The organism is Stenotrophomonas sp. STEN087, assembly GCF_056759115.1.
The window spans coordinates 1-24699 of the sequence record NZ_JBRRCR010000063.1 but is presented as its reverse complement, the minus strand read 5'-3'; the positions used below and the strand labels follow the sequence as shown (position 1 = coordinate 24699).

The 24699-nt window shown below is 65.8% G+C and carries 25 protein-coding genes and 1 tRNA gene; 13 read left to right on the top strand and 13 right to left on the bottom strand.

All coding sequences use genetic code 11. From position 1 onward, the window contains the following. Positions 1–167: 167 nt before the first annotated feature. The 3 genes from mscL to ACVOK1_RS15170 form a co-directional block, all read right to left on the bottom strand. The gene (gene mscL, locus ACVOK1_RS15180; protein ID WP_312738746.1) at positions 168–572 is read right to left on the bottom strand and encodes a large-conductance mechanosensitive channel protein MscL; all 405 of its coding nucleotides are present in this window, start codon (positions 570–572) and stop codon (positions 168–170) included. A gap of 53 nt (positions 573–625) precedes the next feature. Beyond that, positions 626–1348, bottom strand: coding sequence for a fumarylacetoacetate hydrolase family protein (locus ACVOK1_RS15175; RefSeq protein ID WP_108769810.1), 723 nt, complete (start codon positions 1346–1348; stop codon positions 626–628). 69 nt (positions 1349–1417) lie between these two features. Continuing rightward, positions 1418–1702 (bottom strand): hypothetical protein, encoded by a 285-nt coding sequence (locus ACVOK1_RS15170; protein WP_108769809.1) that lies wholly within the window; start codon positions 1700–1702, stop codon positions 1418–1420. Between the two features lie 179 nt (positions 1703–1881). Between ACVOK1_RS15170 and ACVOK1_RS15165 the strand changes: the two genes are divergently transcribed. Further along, the gene (locus ACVOK1_RS15165) at positions 1882–2217 is read left to right on the top strand and encodes a Rieske (2Fe-2S) protein (protein ID WP_406234941.1); all 336 of its coding nucleotides are present in this window, start codon (positions 1882–1884) and stop codon (positions 2215–2217) included. 258 nt (positions 2218–2475) lie between these two features. Here ACVOK1_RS15165 and ACVOK1_RS15160 read toward each other — a convergent pair whose 3' ends face one another. From ACVOK1_RS15160 to thiS, 4 genes are all read right to left on the bottom strand, one after another. Next, positions 2476–4323 (bottom strand): SLC13 family permease, encoded by a 1848-nt coding sequence (locus ACVOK1_RS15160; protein ID WP_164073614.1) that lies wholly within the window; start codon positions 4321–4323, stop codon positions 2476–2478. Positions 4324–4350: 27 nt separating this feature from the next. After that, entirely contained in the window at positions 4351–5085 is a 735-nt protein-coding gene (gene trmB, locus ACVOK1_RS15155; protein WP_108769807.1) for a tRNA (guanosine(46)-N7)-methyltransferase TrmB, read from the bottom strand. Next, entirely contained in the window at positions 5085–5879 is a 795-nt protein-coding gene (locus tag ACVOK1_RS15150) for a thiazole synthase (RefSeq protein WP_481562552.1), read from the bottom strand. Before ACVOK1_RS15150 ends, trmB begins: the two co-directional genes overlap by 1 nt. Before the next feature lie 146 nt (positions 5880–6025). Next, the gene (thiS, locus tag ACVOK1_RS15145) at positions 6026–6226 is read right to left on the bottom strand and encodes a sulfur carrier protein ThiS (protein ID WP_164073625.1); all 201 of its coding nucleotides are present in this window, start codon (positions 6224–6226) and stop codon (positions 6026–6028) included. Between the two features lie 207 nt (positions 6227–6433). Between thiS and ACVOK1_RS15140 the strand changes: the two genes are divergently transcribed. From ACVOK1_RS15140 to ACVOK1_RS15100, 9 genes are all read left to right on the top strand, one after another. Continuing rightward, the gene (locus tag ACVOK1_RS15140; RefSeq protein ID WP_481562551.1) at positions 6434–8266 is read left to right on the top strand and encodes an autotransporter outer membrane beta-barrel domain-containing protein; all 1833 of its coding nucleotides are present in this window, start codon (positions 6434–6436) and stop codon (positions 8264–8266) included. A 142-nt stretch (positions 8267–8408) separates the two neighbouring features. Next, positions 8409–8482, top strand: a tRNA-Gly gene (locus ACVOK1_RS15135). 136 nt (positions 8483–8618) lie between these two features. Beyond that, positions 8619–8861: a hypothetical protein gene (locus ACVOK1_RS15130; protein WP_481562550.1), complete on the top strand. Its 243-nt coding sequence runs from the start codon at positions 8619–8621 to the stop codon at positions 8859–8861. A gap of 88 nt (positions 8862–8949) precedes the next feature. After that, positions 8950–9828 carry a 30S ribosomal protein S6--L-glutamate ligase gene (gene rimK / locus ACVOK1_RS15125; protein WP_108769782.1) on the top strand — a complete coding sequence of 293 codons (879 nt, stop codon included), beginning with the start codon at positions 8950–8952 and terminating at the stop codon, positions 9826–9828. 268 nt (positions 9829–10096) lie between these two features. Next, positions 10097–10576, top strand: coding sequence for a hypothetical protein (locus tag ACVOK1_RS15120; RefSeq protein WP_164073610.1), 480 nt, complete (start codon positions 10097–10099; stop codon positions 10574–10576). 144 nt (positions 10577–10720) lie between these two features. Beyond that, positions 10721–11152, top strand: coding sequence for a hypothetical protein (locus tag ACVOK1_RS15115; protein ID WP_481562549.1), 432 nt, complete (start codon positions 10721–10723; stop codon positions 11150–11152). Between the two features lie 138 nt (positions 11153–11290). Beyond that, positions 11291–11968 carry a response regulator transcription factor gene (locus tag ACVOK1_RS15110; RefSeq protein ID WP_005410804.1) on the top strand — a complete coding sequence of 226 codons (678 nt, stop codon included), beginning with the start codon at positions 11291–11293 and terminating at the stop codon, positions 11966–11968. Next, positions 11931–13301: a sensor histidine kinase gene (locus tag ACVOK1_RS15105; protein ID WP_481562548.1), complete on the top strand. Its 1371-nt coding sequence runs from the start codon at positions 11931–11933 to the stop codon at positions 13299–13301. The genes ACVOK1_RS15110 and ACVOK1_RS15105 overlap by 38 nt, the downstream gene beginning before the upstream one ends. A 286-nt stretch (positions 13302–13587) precedes the next feature. Further along, positions 13588–14004 carry a hypothetical protein gene (locus tag ACVOK1_RS15100; RefSeq protein ID WP_481562547.1) on the top strand — a complete coding sequence of 139 codons (417 nt, stop codon included), beginning with the start codon at positions 13588–13590 and terminating at the stop codon, positions 14002–14004. Positions 14005–14145: 141 nt separating this feature from the next. On the opposite strand, the gene ACVOK1_RS15095 is transcribed toward ACVOK1_RS15100, so the two are convergent. The 4 genes from ACVOK1_RS15095 to ACVOK1_RS15080 form a co-directional block, all read right to left on the bottom strand. Then, positions 14146–15198 (bottom strand): AI-2E family transporter, encoded by a 1053-nt coding sequence (locus tag ACVOK1_RS15095; RefSeq protein ID WP_481562546.1) that lies wholly within the window; start codon positions 15196–15198, stop codon positions 14146–14148. Positions 15199–15302: 104 nt separating this feature from the next. Beyond that, complete coding sequence (coaE, locus tag ACVOK1_RS15090) at positions 15303–15914, bottom strand: dephospho-CoA kinase (protein WP_108769776.1); 612 nt, start codon at positions 15912–15914, stop codon at positions 15303–15305. Between the two features lie 10 nt (positions 15915–15924). Beyond that, positions 15925–16788 (bottom strand): prepilin peptidase, encoded by an 864-nt coding sequence (locus tag ACVOK1_RS15085; RefSeq protein ID WP_481562545.1) that lies wholly within the window; start codon positions 16786–16788, stop codon positions 15925–15927. 8 nt (positions 16789–16796) lie between these two features. Then, a complete protein-coding gene (locus ACVOK1_RS15080; RefSeq protein WP_481562544.1) occupies positions 16797–18056 on the bottom strand; it encodes a type II secretion system F family protein in 1260 nt (419 codons plus the stop codon). Between the two features lie 355 nt (positions 18057–18411). Between ACVOK1_RS15080 and ACVOK1_RS15075 the strand changes: the two genes are divergently transcribed. The 3 genes from ACVOK1_RS15075 to pilB all read left to right on the top strand — a co-directional run bounded on the left by ACVOK1_RS15075 (position 18412) and on the right by pilB (position 21338). Next, positions 18412–18843 carry a pilin gene (locus ACVOK1_RS15075; RefSeq protein ID WP_481562543.1) on the top strand — a complete coding sequence of 144 codons (432 nt, stop codon included), beginning with the start codon at positions 18412–18414 and terminating at the stop codon, positions 18841–18843. 201 nt (positions 18844–19044) lie between these two features. After that, positions 19045–19452, top strand: coding sequence for a pilin (locus ACVOK1_RS15070; RefSeq protein ID WP_481562542.1), 408 nt, complete (start codon positions 19045–19047; stop codon positions 19450–19452). Between the two features lie 158 nt (positions 19453–19610). Further along, positions 19611–21338: a type IV-A pilus assembly ATPase PilB gene (pilB, locus tag ACVOK1_RS15065; protein ID WP_481562541.1), complete on the top strand. Its 1728-nt coding sequence runs from the start codon at positions 19611–19613 to the stop codon at positions 21336–21338. A 167-nt stretch (positions 21339–21505) separates the two neighbouring features. Here the strand turns inward: pilB and ACVOK1_RS15060 are convergent, their stop codons facing one another. Both ACVOK1_RS15060 and ACVOK1_RS15055 read right to left on the bottom strand, forming a co-directional pair. Next, positions 21506–22879, bottom strand: a complete 1374-nt coding sequence (locus tag ACVOK1_RS15060) for a sigma-54-dependent transcriptional regulator (RefSeq protein WP_481562540.1) — start codon at positions 22877–22879, stop codon at positions 21506–21508. Positions 22880–22934: 55 nt separating this feature from the next. Next, the gene (locus ACVOK1_RS15055) at positions 22935–24548 is read right to left on the bottom strand and encodes a sensor histidine kinase (protein WP_481562539.1); all 1614 of its coding nucleotides are present in this window, start codon (positions 24546–24548) and stop codon (positions 22935–22937) included. Positions 24549–24699: the final 151 nt, after the last annotated feature.

The window sequence follows — 24699 nt, the reverse complement described above, 5'->3', positions numbered from 1 at the left end:
GCGGGGCCGACGGGTGTTGCCCCCCACTCCCCCCCACGGGGTCCGCGCGGGCCCTGCCCGGGGGGTGCCCCCCCCCCGGCGGCGCCCCGCGGGCTGGCCCCGGCGCTACCTTGATCATCGTTCCGCCCAGTCGAGCACGGCTCGACTCTACAGATGGACGGACCGCCTTACTTCTTCAGGCTGTCGCGGATCTCGCGCAGCAGCACCACTTCTTCCTTCGGTCCAGCCGGTGCTGCTTCCTTCTTGCGCGACAGGCGGTTGATCACCTTGATCACCAAGAAGATGGCGAAGGCCACGATGATGAACTGCACCAGCGTGTTGAGGAAATCACCGTAGCCGATCACCACGGCTGGTATCTCGGTGCCATCGGCACCGACACGGGCGGGTGCCAACGTCCAGGCCAGATCGGAGAAATCCACCTTGCCGATCAGCATGCCCAGTGGCGGCATGATGATCTTCTCCACCAGCGCGGTGACGATCTTGCCGAAGGCCGCGCCGATGACCACGCCGACGGCGAGGTCGATGACGTTGCCACGCATCGCGAATTCCTTGAACTCGGTGAGCATTCCCATTCTTGTTCTTCTCCTGAGGGCGAGGGTTCGAGCGCAGGTTAACGCAGCCGATGTCAGCCTGCGATGACGCCGTGGCGTTCGGCCACGTTTTCCAGTCGTGCACTGAAACGGTCGCCCGGCTTCAATGCGGCCACGCCCGACGGGGTGCCCATGAACACCAGGTCGCCGGCGCGCAGCTGCCACAGCTTGGACAGCTCATGCAGGATCTCCGGCACGTTCCAGATCATCTGGTCGAGCAGCGACTGCTGGCGCACTTCGCCGTTGACTTCCAGCGAGAGGTTCAACGCGGCCAGGTCGCCGACTTCGCCGGCGTGCACGATCTCGCTGATCGGCGCGGAGGCATCGAAGCCCTTGGCCGAATCCCACGGGTGGCCCTTTTCCTTGGCGGCGGCCTGCAGGTCGCGGCGGGTCAGGTCCAGGCCCACGGCATAGCCATAGATCAGCGCGTCGGCATCAGCCACGGCCAGTTCGCCGGCCGGCGCATCAACGCCGATGGCCACTACCAGCTCCACTTCGTGGTGCAGGTTGCTGGTAGCAGGCGGGTAGGGGATCACATCGTCGTGGCCGACCACGATGGCATCGGCCGGCTTGCAGAAGAACATCGGGCGGCCGCGGTCATCGGCGGCCGGCACCGCAGCGCCCATCTCACGCGCATGGTCGGCGAAGTTGCGGCCGACGCAGTAGATGCGGTGGACCGGGAACGTGCCACCACCGACCACCGGCACGCGCGGCACGACGGGGGCGGGGATGACATCGGAAACTACGGCAGTGGACATGCGGGGGTTCCAGTAGGAAGGCCCCTGCAGTCTAGAACGGTGTGGCGCCCACGTCAGCGGGCGGCCGCATCAGCGCGACATCGGCAAAGCTGACTTGCGCACCACGCGGTATTCGCCTTCGACGACGTTGGCATCGGCCGCACGGCGTGCGCCGACGGTCTTGCGCGAGGCCAGCAGCTTCCACGCCAGGCCGATCAGGATCATCGCCGCACCCACGAACACGCCGATGAACACCATCGCTGCCAGGATCGCCAGGCCGAGCAGGCCCACGGCAACGCGCACCAGCGGGTGGCGCGGCTTGCGCGGCGCGAACAGGGTGCGGAACTGGTTGAAGGCGGAAGCGCGAGTAAACATGGCGGCTCGATAGGGCTGGGATCAGCGAAACCAGAGTATCGGGATGCGCCACTGTCATTGAGTGAAAAACTCGTTAAATATAGCCTTTGCTTATTACGGATCAATGACTTGTATTCATGTCGCAGCCAGTCATATGAGCGGGCATGCGACAATCCTGTTTTCCGTAAGAGCCTCCCGCCATGACTGCCGCCGCTGCCCTGATCGCCCTTGATGCCCTTGCCGATGGGGCGTTTGCCGAGGTCGAAGCGGTGGTCGAGGGCGATGCCGAATCGCTGGTGCTGTATCGCGATGGCGCGGAGGTGCGCGCGTTCCTGAACATCTGCCCGCACGCCGGCCGCCGCCTGGACTGGGCACCGGGCCAGTTCCTCAAGAGCCGCGAAGGCCACCTGGTGTGCGCCGCCCACGGCGCCTCGTTCGCCCTGGACAGCGGCGACTGCATCGCCGGCCCCTGCAAGGGCGACCGCCTGCGCGCGGTGCCGGTCGACATCCGCGACGGCCAGGTCTACCTGGCCTGAGGCCAGGTTCGGGGTCGGATCCGTTTTCCGCAGGAAAACGGCTCTGACCCCATCGGGGCGTCAGGGTAAGAAGAAGCATCCACGCATGGCGTGGATCTACTGGCCCCGTGGTAATGCCATTCAACACCGGGGTCAGAGCCCGTTGCGAAGCAACGGGATCCGACCCCGTGCCACCCCGCCATCCCACGGAATGCCCGCTTTTGCTGTTGCTCCGGCTTCTGCAGGTGCAGGGCGCAGCCCTGCCAACACACCCCAACCTCAGAACATCAGGTTGATCATCACCACCACCACCAGCGTGTAGATCAGCGACAGCGGTCCGCCGACCCGCCACATCTCGCGCGGGGTGTAGTTGGCCGGGCCGGTGATCATCGAAATCACCGGATTGGAGGCCGTCATCAGGTTGTTGGACGCCGACAGCGCCACGATCAGCGCGAACGCGGTCGGGTTGCCGCCCGCCGCCAGCGCCAGGTTCACCGCGATGGGCACCATCACGATGGTCGCGCCCACGTGGCTGATCACCAGCGAGAACACCGTGGTCAGCAGCGCCAGCGCCAGCTCCAGCACCCAGATCGGGATGCCGGTCGGCAGCTTGTCAATCGTGTGGCCGGCCACCCAGGCCGCCGCGCCACTGGAATCCATCGCCCAGCCGAGCGGAATCAGCCCGGCCATCATGAACACCGTTTTCCAGTTGATCGAGGCGTAGGCCTCGTCCATGCGCAGCACGCCGGTCAGCAGCATGCCGGCCACGCCGGTCATCAGGGTCAGCGCCACCGGCAGCTTGCTGGTCAGCGCGATCAGGATGGTCAGGGCGAAGATCGCCATCGCGATCTTGAACTTGTGCGGGCGCTGCTCGCCGGTCGGGTAGTCGGTCACCACCACGAAGTCGCGGCTCTTGGCGGCCTGCGCCAGGTCGGTCCAGATGCTGTGGAAGACCAGCATGTCGCCGGCGCGCAGCTGCACGTCGCGCACGTCCTCGCGGATTACCTGCTTGTCGCGGTTGATCGCCAGCAGGCTGATGCCGCGCTCCTTGCGCAGGCGCAGGTCGGCCGCGCTCTTGCCGATCACGTTGGAGGTGGGCGGCACCACTGCCTCGGAAATACCGGCGCGGCTGGGGTTGAACAGGTCGCCCAGGTGCTTCAGCCGCGAGGACATGCGCAGGAACTGGTTCTGCGCGAAATCGTGCACTTCCTCGCGCGGGCCCATCGCGCCCAGCACGCTGCCGACCCAGATGCGCATCTCCGCCGGCGGCGCCAGGCGGGTGTCGTTGCCGGTCTTCAGCGCCAGCAGCAGCGGCGCATCGTGCAGGGTCTCGGCCTCGCCCAGGGTCATGCCCACCAGCGGGCTTTCAGCGGTCACCACCAGCTCGAATACATCGCCTTCGATGCCGTAGGTCTTGGCGAAATAGCTCTCGGTGCGCGCCGGGGTCACCCCGTCGTTGACCAGGCTTTCCTCTTCGATCAGCTTGCGGTCGCCGTAGTAGCGGAAATACAGCAGCGAGGCGATCAGCAGGGCCACGCCGATCGGCAGCGGCGCGAACATGCGCAGCGGCTCGATGGTGGCCAGGCCCGAGGGCAGGTTGTTGTTGGCCGAGGCCAGCAGATCGTTCAGCAGGATCAGCGGCGAGTTGCCGACCATGGTCAGCGCGCCGCCCATCACGATCGCCGCCGAGATCGGCAGCAGCAGCCGCTGCAGGGTCAGGCCGGTCCGCGCGACCAGCCGCGAGGCCACCGGCAGGTACAGCGCCATCACCGAGGGGTTCTGCATGAAGGATGAGTTCAGGCCGGCGATGGCCGTGGTCATCATCAGCAGCCGCTGCTCCACGCCGTGGCCGCGCCGCAGCAGCCACGCCGCCAGCCGGTTCAGCGCCCCGGTGCGGTCCAGGCCCGCACCAAGGATGGTGGTGGCGATGATGCTCATCACCGCGTTACCCGAGAAGCCACCGAAGATTTCTTCCGGGGCGATCAGGCCGGTGACGCCGAGCACCACCAGAACCACCAGCGCGACCACGTCGGCGCGGATGCGCTCGAACAGGAACATCGCCATCGTGAAGCCGACCAGCCCGAGCACGAGCTTCATGTCGTTGGTCAGCGTCAGCGCGGTATCCATGTGGGGCGCAGCGTCCTCGTGCGTGGGTCAGGTGCGGTCGTACAGCAGGTCCCAGACGCCGTGGCCCAGGTTCTGGCCGCGGGTCTCGAAGTGCGTCTGCGGGCGCCAGTCCGGGCGCGGCACGCTGCCACGCGGGCCGGCACGGTTGACCAGGCCGGCGGTGGCGTCGAGCACGTCCCACATCTGCTCGGCGTAGTCTTCCCAGTCGGTGGCGCAGTGCAGGCGGCCGCCCGGGCGCAGCTTGCGCACGATCAGCTCGGCGAACGCCGGCTGCAGCAGGCGGCGCTTGTTGTGGCGCTTCTTGTGCCACGGGTCCGGGAAGTAGATGCGCACTTCATCCAGCGCACCGTCGGCGATCTCGTTCTGCAGCACTTCCACGGCATCGTGGTGGTACAGGCGCACGTGGTCGGCGTTGTCATCGGCCAGCGCGTTCAGCAGGCGGCCCACGCCCGGGGCGTGCACTTCGATGCCGATGTAGTCGCGCGACGGATCGTGCTGGGCGGCGAAGCGCATGGCCGCACCATTGCCGAAGCCGATTTCCAGCACCTTGTGCGCCGGACGGCCGAAGGTGGCGTCCAGGTCGCGCGGCTGGCCGTTGTAGTCGATGCCGAAGCGCGGCCAGCGTTCGTCGAACGCGCGCTGCTGGGCGGGGGTGAAGCGGCCCTGGCGCAGCACGAAGCTGCGCACCTCGCGGCGGCCCTCGCTCACGGTGAAGGGCTTGGGCGGGGCCTTGGAGCCGGCGCTGTCAAAAGGATTGGTCATCAGCCGATCAGCCCATCAACCGGGGAGGAGGCGCTGGCGTAGCGCTTGCGCGGGATGCGCCCGGCCAGGAAGGCCTCGCGGCCGGCTTCGACGGCCTTGCGCATCGCGCTGGCCATCAGCACCGGATGGCGCGCACCGGCGATGGCGGTGTTCATCAGCACGCCGTCGCAGCCCAGCTCCATCGCGATGGCGGCATCGGAAGCGGTGCCCACGCCGGCGTCGACGATGATCGGCACCTTGGCGTCTTCGATGATCTGCAGCAGGTTGTACTTGTTCTGGATGCCCAGGCCCGAGCCGATCGGCGCGGCCAGCGGCATCACCGCGGCGCAGCCGATCTCTTCCAGGCGCTTGGCCAGGATCGGATCGTCGGAGGTGTAGACCATCACGTCAAAGCCGTCCTTGACCAGCTGCTCGGCGGCCTTGAGGGTCTGCACCACGTCCGGGTACAGCGACTTCTGGTCGCCCAGCACTTCCAGCTTGGTCAGGTTGTGGCCGTCCAGCAGCTCACGGGCCAGGCGGCAGGTGCGCACGGCGTCTTCGGCGGTGTAGCAGCCGGCGGTGTTGGGCAGGATGGTGTAGCGGTCCGGCGGCAGCACGTCCAGCAGGTTCGGTTCGCCCGGGTTCTGGCCGATGTTGGTGCGGCGGATGGCCACGGTGACGATCTGGGCGCCAGCAGCCTCGGTGGCCAGGCGGGTTTCGTCCAGATCCTTGAACTTGCCGGTGCCGGTCAGCAGCCGCGAGCCATAGGTCTTGCCGGCGATCACCAGCGAATCGGGGGAGACAGGGAGGTTCATGACGCGATTATCGCTTATCCGCCTGAAGATGGGGTCACGCAGGATGCAGGGTCGGATCCCTTTGCCCGCGGCAAAGGGCTCTGACCCGCTGATGGTGGTTCGGGGTCAGAGCCCCCCGCGATGCGATGGGATCCGACCCCTGGGCCTCAACCACCGCCCAGCGCGTGCACGATCTCCACCACATCGCCTTCGGCCAGCACGTGCTCGCCATGGCGGCTGCGGCTGACGATCTCGCCATTCACTTCCACCGCCACCCGGCGCTGCAGCAGCTGCTCGGCGGCGAGCAGGTCGTGGAGGGTCGCCGAAGCGGGCAGGGTGCGGGGTTCGCCATTGAGCTGGATGTTCATCGGGGCATTGTCGCCGATGGCCCTTCGGGATCGGAACAGTTGCATCCTGGCCCGCACGCCACCTCCAGCACACCCCGTCCGCGCGGGTTCAGGCGACAATTCATGCGGCGGCGCAGCGTGAGCAATCGGCGGCACGGTGAAACCATTCACCGTGCGCCGGCGTACGTATGCGCTGGATCCCCAACATTTTCCCCCAGGAGTTTCTACATGCTGCTCAGCAAACGCCCGATCCGCTCCCTGATGGCGGCCGCGATCGCGCTCGCCGCGCTGCCGGCCATGGCAGGCGAATCCCCGTTCACCCGCACCGTGTTCTTCGGCGACAGCCTGACCGACAGCGGCTACTACCGTCCGCTGCTGCCGGCCGACGTGCGTCCGGTCACCGGCCAGTTCACCACCAACCCGGGCTGGGAGTGGTCGCAGTTCGTCGCCGACTACTACGGCACCAACGCCAGCCCCAACGGCAACGGCCAGACCGGTGACAACTACGCCGTCGGTGGCGCCCGCGTGGGCGTCGACCTGACCCAGCCGGCGTTCGGCAACGTGCCGGTGCCGTCGCTGAAGACCCAGTTTGCCAACTACCTGGCCGCCAACGGTGGCAAGGCCGACCCGAACGCGCTGTACACCGTGTGGGGCGGCGCCAACGACCTGTTCTCGATCACCGCCCCGGCCCAGGCGCCGGCCGTGATCGGTGCGGCGGTCACCACCCAGATCGGCATCGTGGCCAGCCTCAAGCAGGCCGGCGCGCAGTACGTGATGGTGCCCAACCTGCCCGACGTCGGCATCACCCCGGGGTTCATCGACCGCGGCGCCGCCGGCCAGGCGCAGGGCACCGCCCTGTCCACCGCCTACAACAACGCCCTGTACGGTGGCCTGAAGCAGGCCGGCATCGAGTTCATCCCGCTCGATACCTACACCCTGCTGCACGAAATCATCGCCAACCCGGGCATGTACGGCTTCAGCAACGTCACCGGCCGCGCCTGCCTGGTGGCCTCGTCGCTGACCTGCAGCCCGCTGGCCTACGTGCGCCCGGATGCGGCCAGCAGCTACCTGTTCGCCGATGACGTGCACCCGACCTCGGCCGCCCATGAAATGCTCGGCCAGTACGCCATCTCGATCCTGGAAGGCCCGCGCCTGCAGCAGATCCTGACCCATTCGGCGCAGACCATCGGCCGCTCGCGTGCCGACCAGGTCAGTCTGCACCAGGCCGGCCGTCCGGCCGACGGCATGTCCTGGTGGGGTGGCGTGCGTGGCGACATGCAGCGCTACGATCACGCCGATGTGTACGACGGCCTCGCGCCGGCCGGCCTGTTCGGTGTCGACTGGGCGCGTGACGGCATGGTCGTCGGCGGCTTCGCCGGCTTCGGCCGCATGAACGCCGACTTCGGCAACAGCCGTGGCGATTTCACCCAGAAGGACACCACCGCCGGTCTGTTCGCCGGCTGGTACGGCGACCGCATCTGGGTCAACGGCCAGGTCAGCTACACCTGGCTGTCCTATGACGTGAACCGCAAGGTCCAGCTCGGCCCGGCCACCCGCGAACACGGCGGCTCGCCGGACGGCAGCAACCTGACCGCGGCCCTGAACGCCGGTTACGAGTTCGGCACCGAAGGCGGCTTCCGCCACGGCCCGATCGCCTCGGTGATCTGGCAGAAGGTGAAGATCGACGGCTATACCGAATCCGCCGATGCCAACACCCTGGCTACCGCGCTGGGCTACGGCAAGCAGGACGTCGATTCCACCGTCGGCCGCATCGGCTGGCAGGCCCGCTTCGATGGCGGCGCCGTCAAGCCGTACGTGCAGGTGACCTACGACCACGAGTTCGAGGACACCAAGCAGGCCAGCGCCTGGGTGCAGAGCCTGCCGGACGTGGGCATGTACCGCGTGCCGGGCATGGACTTCGACAAGAACTATGCAACCGCCATCTTCGGCGCGCGCATGGAGCTGTTCGGCCTGCAGAGCAACATCGGCCTGAGCGCCACCACCCTGCAGAAGCGTGCGCAGGACGCGACGCTGTTCGCCAACTTCAGCGGCAGCTTCTGATCCAAACGGGGTCGGATCCCTTTCCGCCAGGAAGGGGCTCCGACGCTGTTGATCCAGCCGGGGTCGGATCCCTTTCCGCAGGAAAGGGCTCTGACCCCATTGCCCAACACGGGCCGCTCCGCATAGACTTTCACCCTGCAATGCGGGCGTAGCTCAATGGTAGAGCTGTAGCTTCCCAAGCTACTGACGAGGGTTCGATTCCCTTCGCCCGCTCCAGCTTCCAGAACCCCGGTAACGGCCGCGCCGTTGCCGGGGTTTTTTTATCGGCCGCAGGCGAAGATTTCAACAATCCTCATGGCGGGCAGGGCCAGCGGCCCGCTAGCGTTCTTCAACGTCATGGGAAACCCGAAGCATGAAGAACCACAAGGATGTCGTCACCCTGCTGCACCAGATCTTCCTGTCGGCCGGCACCGGGTCCAACAAGCAGCTCGAAGCGGTGCGCGCGCTGGGCCGGGCCGGTGGTCCGCATGCTGCACAGCTGATCGAACAGATCTACCGCGAAGCCTTCAGTGGTTCGACCCTGCAGATGGCCTGCGTGGCGGCCCTGGGTGAAGCCGCGCGGGGCTGCGACGCAGACGCGGCGGACAGCGACTGAAGGCACGTCGACAGGCCTGTGTCGGCAGCATCATCCCGCCGCAACGTCGCCGCGCTATGCTGCGCGCCTGCCGTCCACTGCCACCGCGATGAAGCTCGCAATCCTGTCCCGCAACAGCTCGCTGTACTCCACCCGCCGGCTGGTCGAGGCGGCCCGTGCACGTGGCCACACCGTCCGCATCCTCGACCCGCTGCGCTGCTACATGCGCATCGCCGCCGATGGCTTTTCCATGCATTACAAGGGTCGGCCGATGACCGGCGTGGACGTGGTCATTCCGCGCATCGGTGCCTCCATCACCCGCTACGGCACCGCCGTGCTGCGCCAGTTCGAACTGATGGGCGCGCGCACCCCCAATCCGTCCGACGCGATCCTGCGTTCGCGCGACAAGCTGCGCGCGCACCAGCTGCTGGCGGCCAAGGGCATCGACATGCCGGTGACGGTATTCGGCGACAACCCGGACGATACGGTCGACCTGCTGTCGATGCTCGGCCCGCCGCCGCACGTGGTGAAACTCAACGAGGGCACCCAGGGTCGCGGCGTCATCCTCACCGAGAAGGCCAGCGCCTCGCGCGGCATCGTCGAGGCCCTGCGCGGCCTGTACGCCAACTTCCTCATGCAGGAGTTCATCGGCGAGGCCAAGGGCGCTGACCTGCGCTGCTTCGTGGTGGGCGACCAGGTGGTGGCCTCCATGCAGCGGCAGGCGCCGGAAGGCGACTTCCGCTCCAACCTGCATGCCGGTGGCACGGCAGTGCCGGCCAAGGCCAGCCGGGCTGAACAGCAGGTGGCGGTGCGCTCGGCCAAGGCGCTGGGCCTGTCGGTATGCGGGGTCGACCTGATCCGCTCCGAGCGCGGCCCGCTGGTGCTGGAGGTCAACTCCACGCCGGGCCTGGAAGGCATCGAAGCGGCCTGCCAGGTGGACGTGGCATCGCGCATCATCGCCCACGTCGAGAAGATTAAAAAACCTTGATTATCAACGGCTTGAAATTTCCCTGAAGGATCGCCGCCGGGTTTAACACGCCTTTAATCGGGCCCGGCGTAGGCTTCAGCGAACCGCAGCTCTGCCTCTCAGCAGGATCGGTAATCGGGATACGACTTCAGGCCCAGGCGGGTAGACCGCCTGGGTCTTTTTTATGCCCGGCCCAGCCCCGGCGGACCCCGGTCAAAGGTCCCTTGTGGCGGGGCGGGGCGGCTCGTAGAGTTCGGCCTTCGTTCCGGGATGGATCGGGAGGTTGGCGATGTACCGCATTACCGTGGTTGCGATGTTGCTGGGGCTGTCCGCGGCGGCCCAGGCCGCATCGGAAAAGCCCGTGGTCCAGATGGATCGGCAGGCCCCGGTGGCCGAGCAGGTGCGCAAGGTCGAAAAGGCGCTGGACAACGGCGAGTACGCCGAGATTTCAGCCGATGACCGTGCCCAGGTCCGGCAGTCGCTGGAGCGCATCACCCTGCGCGTGGGCGACCGGCAGACGGCGCAGGAACTGCCGCCAGCAGTGCAGAACGAGGTCTTCAACGACCAGGAGCGGATCAACACCATCCTTACCCGCGCCCATGCGGACAGCCGCCTGGTCTGCCAGCACACCCGCTCCACGGGCAGCAACATGCCCAAGAGCCGCTGCCTGACCGTGGCCGAACGCCGCCGGATCGAGGAAAAGGGCAAGGCGCTGCTCAACGACCAGCGCAGCTACAGGACGCTCTCCCCGCCGCCTGCCGGGCGCTGACGGATGGCCATCGCACACCCTGCCGGCCGTCACTTGTAGGCGCCTCTGCACGCTCGTAGAGTGGGCCATTCTTCACGGACGATAACAGGGGAAACTATGCATCGCATGACCACGCTTGGCTTGGCCTTGGGCCTGGGAATCACCTTGGCTTTCACTGCACATGCCCGTGCCGACAAGGATGGCCGGGTCGCGCTTGACGCGACCGCGCCGGTGGCCGAGCAGATCGACGCCATCGAAAAAGCGATGAGGTCCGACAATTACAGCGAGATCAGCCTGGAGCAGAAGAGCGAGGTGCAACAGGCGCTGGGGCGCATCCGCCTCAAGTTGGGGGACCATCAGCGGGTGGATGAACTGAGCCAGGAGGCTCGCGTCGAGATCTTCAACGACCAGGAAAAGGTCAACACGATCCTGACCAACGCCCACGCCGACAGCCGCATGGTCTGCCGTCGCGAACGCACCATCGGCAGCAACCTGCCGCAGCGGGTGTGCATGACGGTGGCGCAGCGGCGCCAGGCCGAAGAAGTCAGCCGCAAGACGCTGCAGGACCGCCAGAACAACTACAACTACAGGAAGTGAGCCGGGCCGCCCGCAGTCCGCACGAAATGTTAAGACTGCAACCTGTATCGTTCAGCGGGTAGACGTGGCGTCCACCCGCTCAGGCGCATCTTGAGCGCGTTGGCATCCCCGACGACCCTTAATGAATCAGAGGTCCCAGTGCGTATTCTCGTAATCGAAGACAACAGCGACATCGCAGCCAACCTTGGCGATTACCTCGAGGACCGGGGCCACACGGTGGACTTCGCTGCCGACGGTGTGACCGGGTTGCACCTGGCCGTGGTGCACGAGTTCGACGCGATCGTGCTGGACCTCAACCTGCCGGGCATGGACGGCATCGAAGTCTGCCGCAAGCTTCGCAACGAAGCGCGCAAGCAGACCCCGGTGCTGATGCTGACCGCGCGCGATTCGCTGGACAACAAGCTGGCTGGTTTCGATTCGGGTGCCGATGACTACCTGATCAAGCCGTTCGCCCTGCAGGAAGTGGAAGTCCGCCTCAACGCCCTGTCGCGCCGCGGCAAGGGTGTGCAGACCCGGGTGCTGGAAACCGGCGACCTGGAATACAACCTGGACACGCTGGAAGTGCGCCGCCAGGGCAAGCTGCTGCAGCTCAACCCGACTGCGTTGAAGATCCTGCAGGCGCTGATGGAGGCCGCTCCGGCCGTGGTCACCCGCCAGGAACTGGAAACCCGCGTCTGGGGCGAAGAGCTGCCGGATTCGGATTCCCTGCGCGTACACATCCACGGCCTGCGTGCGGTGGTCGACAAACCGTTTGAAGTGCCGCTGATCCAGACCCGCCATGGCATCGGATACCGCATCGCCACCCCGGAAGCCTGATTCGGTGGCAGCCAAGGGGGAGCGTCGGCGCACGCCCTATCGGCGGCGCCTGCGCAGTCGCATCATCGTCTCGTTCGTGTTGTTGGGCTTCTGCCTGACGACACTGTTCGCGTTCGCCACCAACTGGGCCCGCATGCGCGTGGAAAACCAGCTGGTGGAAGACGTGATGAACCGCAACATCAACGAGTACGCGCGGCGCTTCTACGAGCACCCCGGACGCAATCCCGAAGTGCCGGTGCAGCAGATCCGGGCGTACGCGTATTCGAGCGACAAGTTCGACCGCGTGCGCGAAAACCAGCCGGATTGGGCGGCGTTGCCCAACGGCAATTACAACCTCAGCGGCATCGACGACCAGAACCAGCCGTATGCCTACAAGTTGGCCGTGCGCAAGGCGGATGACGCTTGGTTCTTCCTCGCCTATGACATGACCGACAGCGTACGCGGCGGGCAGCAGCTCAACCGCGCGCTGGTGCTGTCGGTGCTGGTGTTCAGCCTGCTGTCGCTGGTGCTGGGCTGGTGGTCGGCGTCGAAGGTGATGAAGCCGGTGTCCGATCTGGCCGCGCGGCTGCGTGCCTACCGCGGCGGCACCAGTGATCCCGAGCCGTTGGCGCCGCGCTTCCCCGACGACGAAGTGGGCCAGCTGGCGCAGGCGCTGGATGACTATTCCTCGCGCCTGACCGAAGTCGTGCAGCGCGACCGTGAGTTCAATGCCGACGTCAGCCACGAGCTGCGCACGCCACTGGCGGTGATCCGCGGCGCGACCGAGCTGCTGCTGACCCGTCCCGGCCTGGACGAAAAGGTGCTGCAACGCCTGCAGCGCATCCAGCGTGCCGAACAGCAGTGCAGCGATCTGATCGGCGCCTTGCTGCTGCTGTCGCGCAACGAGCGTGGGCAGGGCACCAGCAACGTGGCGCGGGTGGCCGAGCAGCTGCTGGATGCGCACCGCGCGCAGCTCGGCGGCAAGCCGCTGGAGCTGGTGCTGGAAGGCGAGCGCGACCTGGTGATCGATTCCCCCGACGCCGCCCTGTCGGTGGCGCTGGGCAACCTCATCGGCAATGCCGTGAAGTATTCGCAGGATGGCAGCGTGCGCGTGCACGTCAGCAGCAATGCGGTGTCGGTGACCGACAGTGGTCCTGGCCTGAGCGAAGAAGATGCCGCCAAGCTGTTCCAGCGCGGTTATCGCGGCACCCATGCCGGCCACTCGCAGGGCGGCGGCATCGGCCTGTCGATCGTCAGCCGCCTGTGCGATCTGTACGGGTGGCAGGTGAGCGTGCGCCCCGGTGGCGATCGCGGTGTGATCGCCACGCTGACGTTCTCGCCGAAGCCGCTCTGACGCCAGCTTGCTGCGGTGGGTGCGGCGCGGGGTGAATGGTGGGTGCGGACGCCCGATATGTGGTGGGTGCGGACCGTTGGTCCGCACTGCGGATGACCTCATCCACGCATGGCGTGGATCTACTGAGCGGGTGGTGGATCCATTGTCGTAACCGGCATTAATGGGTCCGGCTTCCCCCTGTGGAAACCAATGCTTTCCCGTGCCACGGACCGCTGTGACGCATTTGCCTCCTGACATCCGCCCGCGCGGATGGCCAGATGCCTTGTCACCTGCGAGGAACCTGGCCATGTCACACCGTACCCGTTACCCCAACCTGCACCAGCTGGTCGGCGATTCCATCGACGTGCTCTGCGCCGATGTCGCCACACGCATCGAGGCCGTGCTGAAGGATCCCGGTGACCTGATGTCCATCCTGCAGGAGAGGGTGGAGGCCGACGATGCCACCGACCACGCGGCGACGCGTGCCGGGCTGACCGACCAGCAGAGCGGTACGGTGGCCGGTCTCAGGCGCACCGTGTCCGGCATCAGCACGCTGACCAGGCTGATGCATGCCGCGCACATCGCGCGCACGCATGGTGGTCCGCTGCAGGCCGTGCCGCCGGAGACGATGGAGGGCCTGATGGTGGCCGCACGCGAGCTGGCCCGTCATGTGCAGCAGCAACTGCAGGCCGAGCGCATGCGGGGCGCCGCGACACTGCAGTAGAGTCGAGCCCGCGTCACGCACTTCCGGGGTCGGATCCCTTTCCGCAGGAAAGGGCTCTGACCCCATGCGGGGACAGCGCTATCCACGCATGGCGTGGATCTACTGGGTTTGGGGACAGCGCCATGCACGCATGGCGTGGATCTACTGGGCCTTCGTGGCTGCGGTGTCTCCGGGAATGGGTGTCGGCGTGCCCAGCGTCTCCACCACATACAGGCGCTTGACCAGTACGAACAGCACCACGGTCAGCGGTGCGGCCAGCAGTATCCCGGCCGGCCCCAGCAGTGCGCCGATCCCGAACAGCGAGAACAGCAGCAGGGCAGGGGGCAGGTCGACGGCACGCTGCTGGATGAGCGGCTGCAGCAGATGCCCCTCCACCTGCTGCACGACCACGAACAGCGCCACCGTGGCCAAGGCGATTTCCGGGCTGACCGTAAACGCCAGCAGGATGGCGGGCGCCGCTGCCAGGATCGGGCCGACGATCGGCACGAAGTCCAGCAGCGCGGTGATGATGCCCAGCCCGAACGCCACCGGCACACCCAGCGCCCACAGCCCCAGCCCGGTGAGCAGCCCGACCACCGCCATCGCCAGCAACTGCCCGCCCAGCCAGGCCTTCAGTGCATTACCGCTGGCATGAAGCGCGTCCTCCACGGCCGGGCGCTGGCGCTTTGGCAGCAGCTTGAGCAGGCCCGTACGGTACAGATCCGGTTGCGCCGCCAGATAGATGCCCCCGATCAGCACCAGGAACAGGTCCGCGACGCCGCCGGTGGCCGACATCGCCAGCGCCCCGGCCCGGGCCGCCATCGTCGATACGCTGGACTGCGCGTTCTGGGTCAGCTCGTGCACGGTGGGGCCGATGGGGCTGTCCGACAGCCACGCCTGGAAGTGTTCCCAGGCGGCGGGCAGGGTCTGCCGCAGCGTCGCCATCTGGTCGCCCAGCTGCGAACCGAACAGCCACATGGCCCCCGTGAACAGCACCACCAGCAGCAGCACGGTCAGGCCCAGTGCCCAACCCTCCGGGAGCGGCGTGTAACGCAGCACCGCGCCGACAATCGTCCGCAGCAGTGCCGCCACCACGACCGCCCCGAAGATCAGCAGGACCAGTTGCGACAGCTGCCACAGCAGCAGGCCGAGGGCGACCAGCGCCAGGGTCACCGCCACTCGGGCGGTGTAGGAACGAAGAGAGGCGGTCGGCACGGTCGATCTCACAGGCAGGCGCAATGACAGGCGCAGGACCATAGCGAGGCGCGTGAGAAGACGGTGTGTGTCTGCGGGGTTACAGCGGGGCGGTTGCCAGCGCCTCAGGTCGAGGCGAGTTGCAGATACCGCGCGTGCAGCGCTTCCACCTGCGCCTGCAGGTCATCGGGATGGCCGTCGTTGACCACCACGTCATCGGCAAGGGCCTGGCGCTGTGCGCGGCTGGCCTGGGCGGCAATCATCCGGTCCGCCAATGCAGCATCGATGCCGTCGCGCTGCATCAACCGCGCGTGCTGCACCGCTTCGGGCGCATCGACCAGCAGGATCCGGTCCAGCCACGGGTAGGCTTGGCGGCCGCCGACCTCGGTCAACAGCGGAATCGCCGCCAGCGCATAGGGGCTGGCCGCCTGCTCGCACTGCTGCTGCATCAAGCGCCGGATGGCCGGATGGGTGATCGCCTCCAGGGCGACCCGTTCGGCCGGGTCGGCGAACACATGGGCCCGCAGGCGGGCCCGGTCCAGGCTGCCATCGGCCAGCAGCATGGCAGCACCAAAGCGTTCGGCGATCATGGCCAAGGCCGGGCTGCCGGCCGCGACCACGGCGCGGGCGGCCAGATCTGCATCGGCCACCACGATCCCCAGCGCCTCGAAGCGCCGGGTCACCTCGCTCTTGCCGGCGGCGATGCCGCCGGTCAGACCGACCACATAACGGCTCATGGCGGCAGCGTCAGCGCAGCCCGCTCATGACCAGGTACTGGTTCACCACCGGCTCGCCCCACATGAAGTACACCCAGCCAGCCAGTGCCAGGTAAGGGCCGAACGGGATTGGCGTGGCCTTGTCGCGGCCACGGGTGTACAGCCAGATCGAGCCGATGACGGCACCCAGCACCGACGACAGCAGGATGATGGGCAGGATGCCCTTCAACCCGCACCAGGCACCCAGCGCAGCCAGCAGCTTGGCGTCGCCGCCGCCCATGCCGTCGCGGTTGGTCACCAGCTTGTAGGCCCTGGCCACGATCCACAGCACAAGGAAGCCCGCCGCAGCACCGATCAGGGCCGGTTTGGCCGGCATGTACAGGTTGTCCATGCTGCCGACCAGGCCCAGCCACATCAATGGCAGGGTTATCTGATCCGGCAGGTACTGCGTGCGCAGGTCGATACCCGACAAGGCGATCAGGAAGCAGGTCAGCACGATCGCGCCAAAGCCCTGCCAGCCAAAGCCGAACTGCCAGACGCAGCCCAGCACCATCACCGCTGTCAGCGCTTCCACCAGCGGGTACTGGATGGAGATGGGGGCCTTGCAATGGCGGCATTTGCCGCCCTGGATGATCCAGCTGAACAGCGGGATGTTTTCGTACCAGGACAGCTTGTGCTTGCAGTGCGGGCAATGCGACGGCTCGACCACGATGCCCGGTGGTGGCGGGTCGTAGATGTCCGGCTGCTCCAGGACTTCGCGCGCCTCGCGCTTCCACTCCCACATCATCCGCTTGGGCAGGCGCAGGATGACCACGTTGAGGAAACTGCCCAGTAGCAGCCCCAGGGCGGCCGCGGCGGGGTAGCCGAGGCCGGGATGCTGGTCGAGAAATGCCATTGTTACCTTTAGCCGACGACGGCGCCGAGTTTGAAGATGGGCAGGTACATGGCGATGACCATGCCGCCAACGATCGTGCCGATGAAAACCATGATCATAGGCTCTAGCAGGCTGCTCAGTGCATCCACGGAATTGTTGACTTCCTGCTCATAATACTCAGCCACCTTGAACAACATGGCATCCAGGGCGCCTGCTTCTTCGCCGATACCGGTCATCTGGATGACCATGTGCGGGAACAAGGCGGTCTGCTTCATTGCCATGTTGACCGGGTAGCCGACTGATACATCGTCGCGCATGCGTAGCACGGCTTCTTCGTAAATCTTGTTGCCGGTGGCGCCAGCGACAATGCTGAGTGCTTCCACCAAAGGGACGCCTGCCTTAAAGGTCACCGCGGTGGTACGTGCGAAGCGGGCGATGGCACTGTTGTGCATGATCTGGCCGATCACCGGCACTTTCAGGATTAGGCGGTCTACAGTGTGTTGCATACGCGGGGATCGCTTATAGGTCATTACTGTAGTCACCGATGCCGCAATGGCGACTAGCAACATGAGCCACCACCATGACACCATAAATCGTGACAAGTAAACGATCATCTGAGTAAATGCAGGCAGATCGGCGCCAAAGCTCTTGAATACGTCTTCGAACTGAGGCACCACCCATACCAGCATGATCGCACTTACCAGCATTGCAACCACGACAACCATCACCGGGTAAAATAGTGCTTTCTTGATCTTGCCCTTGAGCGACTCGATGTTTTCTTTGTAAGTGGCGACTGTGTCCAGCACGGTTTCTAGTACGCCCGCCCCCTCGCCCGCGCGGACGAGGTTGCGGTAAAGCTCATCGAACTGAACGGGATGCTTGCTGACAGCCTCATACAAAGATGAGCCCCCCTCGATATCGGTGCGGATGGTGTCCACCATCTTTTTCATCCGAGGGTTCTTGTGTCCGCTGCCGATGATGTCAAGTGACGATACGATCGGAACGCCCGATTTCATCATGGTCGCCATCTGCCGACTGAAGAACGCGATGTCCTTCGCGCTGATGGGCTTCCCGGCAGCACCAAAAATCGGCTTGCCCTTGGCCTTCACCTGTCCTGGATTGATGCCCTGCCGCCGGAGTTCCGCACGTAGCATGTTGGCGTTCTTCGCCAACTGCTCACCCTTCATCTTCACGCCCCGCTTGTCGGTCCCCTCCCAGACAAACGGCTGCAGTTCCGTGGTGCTACGCGCCACGGGCTCCTTCTTTATCGCACTGCGACTGACAGACATGTTGGCTCCCCAAGGCCCGCCATCCCCAGGCGGGCATCATGACCGGAGATGTTAGCCGGTTCGGGGCTATTCGGGGAGTCCGTCGATGTGACGTTTCGCAGCAATCAGTCGTTTGAGGGCGAAAGGTGACGCGGTGCGTCACATTGGCGGATTCGTCGCATTTCCTGTTCAGGGGGCTTCACATGCAACAATTTGCTGCCATCATGGGCGCCGGGGAAATCCAGGGGGGGCGTGCCGGGGTTGGCACGCAATCTGCGTAGATCCACCCGCAGGGCGCAGGACCCGCTCAACCGGCTGATGGCCGGCCCGCTTCTGCGCACTGAACTCAACCACCATCTATCTTGGGGATGTACACATGAAGAACCAGAAGGGCTTTACCCTGATCGAACTGATGATCGTCGTTGCGATCATCGCCATCCTGGCCGCCATCGCTCTGCCGGCTTATCAGGACTACGTGTCCAAGTCGAAGGTTACTGCCGCTCTGGCAGACCTTGCTTCCCACAAGACCCAGTTCGAGATGGAAGTGAGCGAGGGCCGCACTCCGACCTTGGCAACTGCAGGTTTCCAGGCCAACAACACTGGTAGCTGCGCGACCATTGCTGTTGACGCTGATGGCATGACCTGCACCATCCGTGATCCGGGCCGCATTGGCAATGCCTCGACGATCGCCCTGACCTATGCTGAAGCTACTGTGGACGCAACTTCGGGTGCAATCACCGCCGCTGGTGGCTTCACTTGCGAGACGAGCGCTGTTGCCGACAAGTACAAGCCGAACGGCTGCAGCTAATCGAGTGCATTGCTGGAGTTCGCCTCTGGCCTTCACTCTCCGTACTTCACAAGGCCCGCCAGAGCGGGCCTTGTGTTTGATGCGGTTTTGGTTCTTCTGAAAAAGTGATTGATGCGCTCCTGAGTCTTGGCGGCGCGGGTGGTCTTCACTAAGCGATGATTCGAAGTGTTTCACTGCAGAGTGCCCTTGGGGAGGGCAATGATGAAAACTCAGGACGGCTTTACACTCGTAGAGTTGATGATAGTTGTGGCAATAGTCGCGATTATTGCTGCGATAGCGCTTGCAGTTTTTCCGACATTCATTGCGCGTGCGCAGGTAACTGCAGCGTTAGCTGAGATACGTCCAGGTAAAGCAATGATCGAGGTTGTCATCTATGAGGGGCGCAGTGTCGCCACTGTCACGCCAGAATTCCTAGGTGGTGCGAAGAAGGCTCATTGCTCTGAGGTTTCCGCTGAGTTGATGGAGTCAGGTCTTGGACACATCACTTGTCTCGTAATCGGCGCGTCTTCTGTCGACGGGCGGAGCCTGACGCTGAGGCGTTCGATTGACGGCGTCTGGACGTGCGACGGCAGCGCTTTTGCTAAAAAGTACCGCCCGACTGGTTGTTGAGCTGCAACTCTTGCCTCGGTGTGGGTTGGTGAACAAGAGATGCACAACTGAGTGAGCCAATTCCAAGCGGCCCTCCATTCCTTGCACTCTTGCCGTGCTCAGTGCTTTCCCCAGTCTGATCTGTCCGGTAACCTGCGCCCGGGAGTAGGAGTGCACACATGAATACAGTCGCTAACGCCAACCTCGTCGGCATCACCGGCCTGGCCCGCCGTCTGGTCCAGGACGGCGCGCTGGATGAAGCCGCCGCCCGAGACGCTATGGCCAAAGCTGCAGCGGCCAAGCAGCCGCTGCCGACCTGGTTCGCCCAGAACAAGCTGGTCACCGCCTCACAGTTGGCGGCCGCCAACTCGGTCGAGTTCGGCATGCCGCTGTACGACGTGTCCACGTTCGATGCCAGCCAGAATGCGATGTCGCTGGTCAGCGAGGAGTTGCTGCGCAAGCACCACGTGCTGCCACTGTTCAAGCGTGGCGGGCGGTTGTTCGTCGGCACCAGCAACCCGACCCACTCGCTGGATGAGATCAAGTTCCATACCAACCTGGTGGTGGAGCCGATCCTGATCGATGAGGACCAGATCAGGCGCACCCTGGAACAGTGGCACGCCAGTCACGACACCATGGGCGATGCGCTCGGTGGTGACGACGACGGCATGGCCAACCTCGACGTCTCTGCCGGCGACGAGGACATGTCCGCCAGCGACAGCGGCATCGACGCCAAGGGCGACGACACCCCGGTGGTCAAGTTCGTCAACAAGGTGCTGGTCGACGCGATCCGCAAGGGCGCCTCCGACATCCACTTCGAGCCCTACGAAGATGATTACCGCGTGCGCCTGCGTATCGACGGCCTGCTGAAGATGGTCGCGCGCGCGCCGGTCAAGTTGAACCAACGCATCGCCGCGCGCCTGAAGGTGATGGCGCAGCTGGATATCGCGGAAAAGCGCGTGCCGCAGGACGGACGCATCAAGCTGAACCTGTCCAAGACCAAGCAGATCGACTTCCGCGTCAGCACCTTGCCGACGTTGTTCGGCGAGAAGGTCGTGCTGCGTATCCTTGACGGCAGCGCGGCCAAGCTCGGCATCGACAAGCTGGGTTACGAGCCGGACCAGCAGAAGCTGTTCCTGGAGGCGATCCACAAGCCCTACGGCATGGTGCTGGTGACCGGCCCGACCGGTTCGGGCAAGACCGTCTCGCTGTATACGGCGCTGGGCATCCTCAACGACGAGACCCGCAACATCTCGACCGCCGAAGATCCGGTGGAAATCCGCCTGCCCGGCGTCAACCAGGTGCAGCAGAACAACAAGCGCGGCATGACCTTTGCCGCCGCGCTGCGCTCGTTCCTGCGACAGGATCCGGACATCATCATGGTCGGCGAAATCCGCGACCTGGAAACGGCCGAGATCGCGATCAAGGCGGCGCAGACCGGTCACATGGTGCTGTCCACGCTGCATACCAACGACGCACCGCAGACCATCGCGCGCCTGATGAACATGGGCATCGCGCCATACAACATCACCAGCTCGGTGACCCTGGTGATCGCCCAGCGACTGGCCCGTCGCCTGTGCAGCAACTGCAAGCGGCTGACCAATCTGCCCGCCCATGCGCTGCTGGCCGAGGGCTTCACCCAGGAGCAGCTCGATGCCGGCATCCAGCTGTACGAAGCGGTGGGCTGCGACGAGTGCACCGAGGGCTACAAGGGCCGTACCGGTATCTACCAGGTGATGCCGATGACCGACGAGATCTCGACGATCATCCTGGCCGGTGGCAATGCGCTGCAGATTGCCGAGGCGGCACAGGCGATCAAGGTGAATGACCTGCGCCAGTCGGCACTGAAGAAGGCAGCGGCGGGCGTGACCAGCCTGGCCGAGATCAACCGCGTTACCAAGGATTGATGCGGTTGGGGTCAGAGCCCTTTCCTGCGGAAAGGGATCCGACCCCGGCATGTAGATCCACGGCATGCGTGGATGGCGCGGTCCGGCACCAGTAGATCCACGCCATGCGTGGATGGCGCGATCCGGATGGGGTCAGAGCCCCTTCCTTTGGAAAGGGATCCGACCCCTTACTCCATCCCCAGCTTCTTCAGCTTGTAGCGCAGCGCCCGGAAGGTGATGCCCAGCTGTGCGGCCGTGCGGGTCTTGTTCCAGCGGTTTTCTTCCAGTGCACGCTGGATCGCGCTGCGCTCGAGCTGCTCGATGTAGGAGGGCAGGGCGGCGCTGCCGGGGTGCAGGTCGACCACGGCTTCGGGCGCGGCAGGGCCGTCGGCGGTGCGCGGGGCGTGCTGCGGCAGGCGCAGGTCGTCGGCGCCGATGCGGTCTTCCTCGGCCAGGGCCAGGGCGCGCTCAAGAATGTTCTCCAGCTCGCGCACATTGCCCGGGAAGCCGTAATGAGCCAGCGCGTCCAGCGCCGAGGGCGCCAGCAGCGGAGTGGCGCGGCCGTGGCTGCGGGCCAGCCGGGCGAGGATCGAACCGGCCAGGTCCGGCAGGTCCTGGCGGCGTTCGCGCAGCGGCGGCACCTTCAGTTCGATGACGTTGATGCGGTAGTACAGGTCGTGGCGGAAGCGGCCGTCCTCGACCAGCTCGGCCAGGTCCTTGTGGGTGGCCGAGAGGATGCGCACATCCACCGGTTCCTCGTTGGCCGCGCCCAGTGCGCGCACCGACTTTTCCTGGATGGCGCGCAGCAGCTTGACCTGCATCTGCAGGGGCAGCTCGGCCACTTCATCCAGGAACAGGGTGCCGCCGTGCGCCGCCTGGAACAGGCCGGGCTTGTCGGCGTGGGCGCCGGTGAAGCTGCCCTTGCGGTGGCCGAAGAATTCGCTCTCCATCAGCTCGGTCGGGATGGCGCCGCAGTTGACCGGAATGAAGGGCCCCGAGGCGCGTGCGCCCTGCGCATGGATGGTGCGTGCGACCAGCTCCTTGCCCACCCCGGATTCGCCGAGGATGTAGACCGGCGCCTGGCTGCGGGCGACCTTGCCGATGGTGGTGCGCAGCACATCCATGGCGGCCGAATCGCCGAGCAGGCGGCCGGCCTGTTCGCTGGCGGCCGCGGCGACCGGGCGCTCGCTGTTGTTGAGTTCCAGCGCGTGCTTGACCAGGCCTCGCAGCACGCTGATGTCCACCGGCTTGCTGACGAAGTCGAAGGCGCCGGCCTTCAGCGCTTCCACGGCCAGGTCCATGCTGCCGAAGGCGGTGATCATCGCCACCGGCGTACGCGGGTAGTTGTGGGCGATCTCGCTGACCAGTTCGATGCCGTTGCCGTCCGGCAGCCGCATGTCGGTGATGCACAGGTCGTACGGGTTGCTGGCCAGCAGTTCGCGGGCTTCGGCGAGGTTGGCGGCGGTGCTGATGCGAAGGCCCATGCGGCCAAAGGTCAACACCAGCAGTTCGCGGATGTCGCGTTCATCGTCGACGACGAGGGCGCTGCGGGTTTCGTTCATGGGCAGGGAAGATAAACGAGGGGGGCTGGGAGCGACAAATGTTTGGCGCGGCGGATCACTGCGGAAGCAGGGCGTGCGGGCCGGGAAGGACCAGGCGGAAGCAGGAACCGCCGGCCGGCACGGGGATGTAGTCCAGGCGCGCCTGGTTGGCCCGGCACAGCTCGCGGGCGATGTACAGCCCCAGGCCGGTGCCGTGCTCGGAGGTGGTGAAGAAGGGGCGGAACAGCTGCGCAGCCACGGCCTCGGGGATGCCGGGGCCGCGGTCCATCACATCGATCACCGCGCTGCGCTCGTGCTGGGCCACGCGCAGGCGCACGCGCGCCGGCTGCTCGCCGATGCGGCCGTACTTCAGCGCGTTGTGCACCAGCACGGTCAGCACCTGGTAGAGGTGGCGGGTGTCGACCAGGGCGGGCACCGAGGTGTCGCTGATGATCGGCTCGATGCTGTCCGTTTCCAGGGTCTGGCCCTGCTTGTACTCCAGCACGAAGCGGCGCACGAAGGCGGCCAGGTCGACGTTTTCGGGGTTGGCGCGCTCGCGCCGGGCCAGGCCCAGCACGCTCTCGACGATGCCGTTGGTGCGCTGGCACTGCTGGTGGATGATCTGCAGCAGGCGGCGGTCGCTCTCGTTGAAGCCGGTGCCTTCCTCCAGCAGCTGTACGGCGTAGTTGATGGCCGCCAGCGGGTTGCGGATCTCGTGCGCCAGGCTGGCCGAGAAGCGGCCCATGGCCGAGAGGGTGAGCGACTCGGCGCGGCGCGAGACCACGCTGGAGTCGTCCAGGAAGACCAGGGCCAGCTCGCTGCCGGCCAGCAGGCGGGCAAACCGCGGCTGTACCTCGGGCTGGTCGGGGTTGAGCTGCAGCGGCAGTTCGTCCTGGGCCCAGCCGTTTCGCCAGCGGTTCAGGCGCCGGGCCAGTTCGGGGGCGATGCTGGCCAGGTCCAGCTGGCCGCTCTCGCCGACCCCGTCGCTGTCGCCCAGCAGCAGCGACGCGGCCTCGTTGGCCAGGGTGATGCGGTTGTCGCCATCGACGACGATCACCCCGGTGCGCATGCGGCGGATGATCAGCTCGTTGATCTGGAACAGGTTGGCCACTTCATCGCCGCGCTGGTTGGCCAGCTGCTGGTTGCGGCGCGCGCGGTTGCCGACCTGGTAGCTGATGAAGGCCAGGGCCAGGTAGCTGGTGGCGAACATCGCCAGTTCGGCCAGGGTGCGGGTGGGGTCACCGCCCTCCAGCACCTTCCACAGGTATTCGGCGGCGGTGGCGACGCTGGCGGCCAGGGCCAGCAACAGGCCCCAGCTGAGGGGCAGCAGGGTGGCCGCGGCGGCGATGTTGAACAGCAGCGACATCGAGATGCCGGCGCTGGCACCGGGCAGGGCGTGGGCCAGCAGGATCGCGGCGACGATGTCCAGAGTCACGCCGGTGACCACGATCGGCAGCAGCCAGCGCTCGCTGCGGCCCACCGCCAGCAGCAGCAGGGACAGCGTCAGGTAGGCGGCGCCGACCAGGTAGGCCAGACGCGGATGGTGCGCTTCGCCGACCATGGCCGACAGCGGGCTGTACAGCAGCGCGGCGATGACCGAAGCGATCAGCACGCGGTACAGCGCGAAGAAATACAGCTCGCGCCGGGGAATCGATTCGATGCGGTCGATCAATGAAGCACTGGGTGACACGCCGGAACTCCCCTTCTGGCTGCCTGGAACTGGATCTGACGGCGTTGGCACTGCAGCGTACCCGATGTTCCCCCGACCACCGGACCCGCGTTCTGTCGATTCGGCTTCTGTAGAGTCGAGCCATGCTCGACTGCTCCAGGCACCCGTCGAG

Bases quoted from the DNA above. Each gene is read 5' to 3' on its own strand.
- ACVOK1_RS15140 (WP_481562551.1), top strand. From the start codon at position 6,434: ATGCTGCTCAGCAAACGCCCGATCCGCTCCCTGATGGCGGCCGCGATC.
- ACVOK1_RS15060 (WP_481562540.1), bottom strand. From the start codon at position 22,879: ATGAACGAAACCCGCAGCGCCCTCGTCGTCGACGATGAACGCGACATC.
- ACVOK1_RS15130 (WP_481562550.1), top strand. From the start codon at position 8,619: ATGAAGAACCACAAGGATGTCGTCACCCTGCTGCACCAGATCTTCCTG.
- ACVOK1_RS15080 (WP_481562544.1), bottom strand. From the start codon at position 18,056: ATGTCTGTCAGTCGCAGTGCGATAAAGAAGGAGCCCGTGGCGCGTAGC.
- ACVOK1_RS15165 (WP_406234941.1), top strand. From the start codon at position 1,882: ATGACTGCCGCCGCTGCCCTGATCGCCCTTGATGCCCTTGCCGATGGG.
- mscL (WP_312738746.1), bottom strand. From the start codon at position 572: ATGGGAATGCTCACCGAGTTCAAGGAATTCGCGATGCGTGGCAACGTC.
- ACVOK1_RS15100 (WP_481562547.1), top strand. From the start codon at position 13,588: ATGTCACACCGTACCCGTTACCCCAACCTGCACCAGCTGGTCGGCGAT.
- ACVOK1_RS15105 (WP_481562548.1), top strand. From the start codon at position 11,931: ATGGCATCGGATACCGCATCGCCACCCCGGAAGCCTGATTCGGTGGCA.
- ACVOK1_RS15150 (WP_481562552.1), bottom strand. From the start codon at position 5,879: ATGAACCTCCCTGTCTCCCCCGATTCGCTGGTGATCGCCGGCAAGACC.
- coaE (WP_108769776.1), bottom strand. From the start codon at position 15,914: ATGAGCCGTTATGTGGTCGGTCTGACCGGCGGCATCGCCGCCGGCAAG.
- ACVOK1_RS15160 (WP_164073614.1), bottom strand. From the start codon at position 4,323: ATGGATACCGCGCTGACGCTGACCAACGACATGAAGCTCGTGCTCGGG.
- rimK (WP_108769782.1), top strand. From the start codon at position 8,950: ATGAAGCTCGCAATCCTGTCCCGCAACAGCTCGCTGTACTCCACCCGC.
- ACVOK1_RS15075 (WP_481562543.1), top strand. From the start codon at position 18,412: ATGAAGAACCAGAAGGGCTTTACCCTGATCGAACTGATGATCGTCGTT.
- ACVOK1_RS15120 (WP_164073610.1), top strand. From the start codon at position 10,097: ATGTACCGCATTACCGTGGTTGCGATGTTGCTGGGGCTGTCCGCGGCG.
- trmB (WP_108769807.1), bottom strand. From the start codon at position 5,085: ATGACCAATCCTTTTGACAGCGCCGGCTCCAAGGCCCCGCCCAAGCCC.
- ACVOK1_RS15175 (WP_108769810.1), bottom strand. From the start codon at position 1,348: ATGTCCACTGCCGTAGTTTCCGATGTCATCCCCGCCCCCGTCGTGCCG.
- ACVOK1_RS15170 (WP_108769809.1), bottom strand. From the start codon at position 1,702: ATGTTTACTCGCGCTTCCGCCTTCAACCAGTTCCGCACCCTGTTCGCG.
- ACVOK1_RS15085 (WP_481562545.1), bottom strand. From the start codon at position 16,788: ATGGCATTTCTCGACCAGCATCCCGGCCTCGGCTACCCCGCCGCGGCC.
- ACVOK1_RS15070 (WP_481562542.1), top strand. From the start codon at position 19,045: ATGAAAACTCAGGACGGCTTTACACTCGTAGAGTTGATGATAGTTGTG.
- pilB (WP_481562541.1), top strand. From the start codon at position 19,611: ATGAATACAGTCGCTAACGCCAACCTCGTCGGCATCACCGGCCTGGCC.
- thiS (WP_164073625.1), bottom strand. From the start codon at position 6,226: ATGAACATCCAGCTCAATGGCGAACCCCGCACCCTGCCCGCTTCGGCG.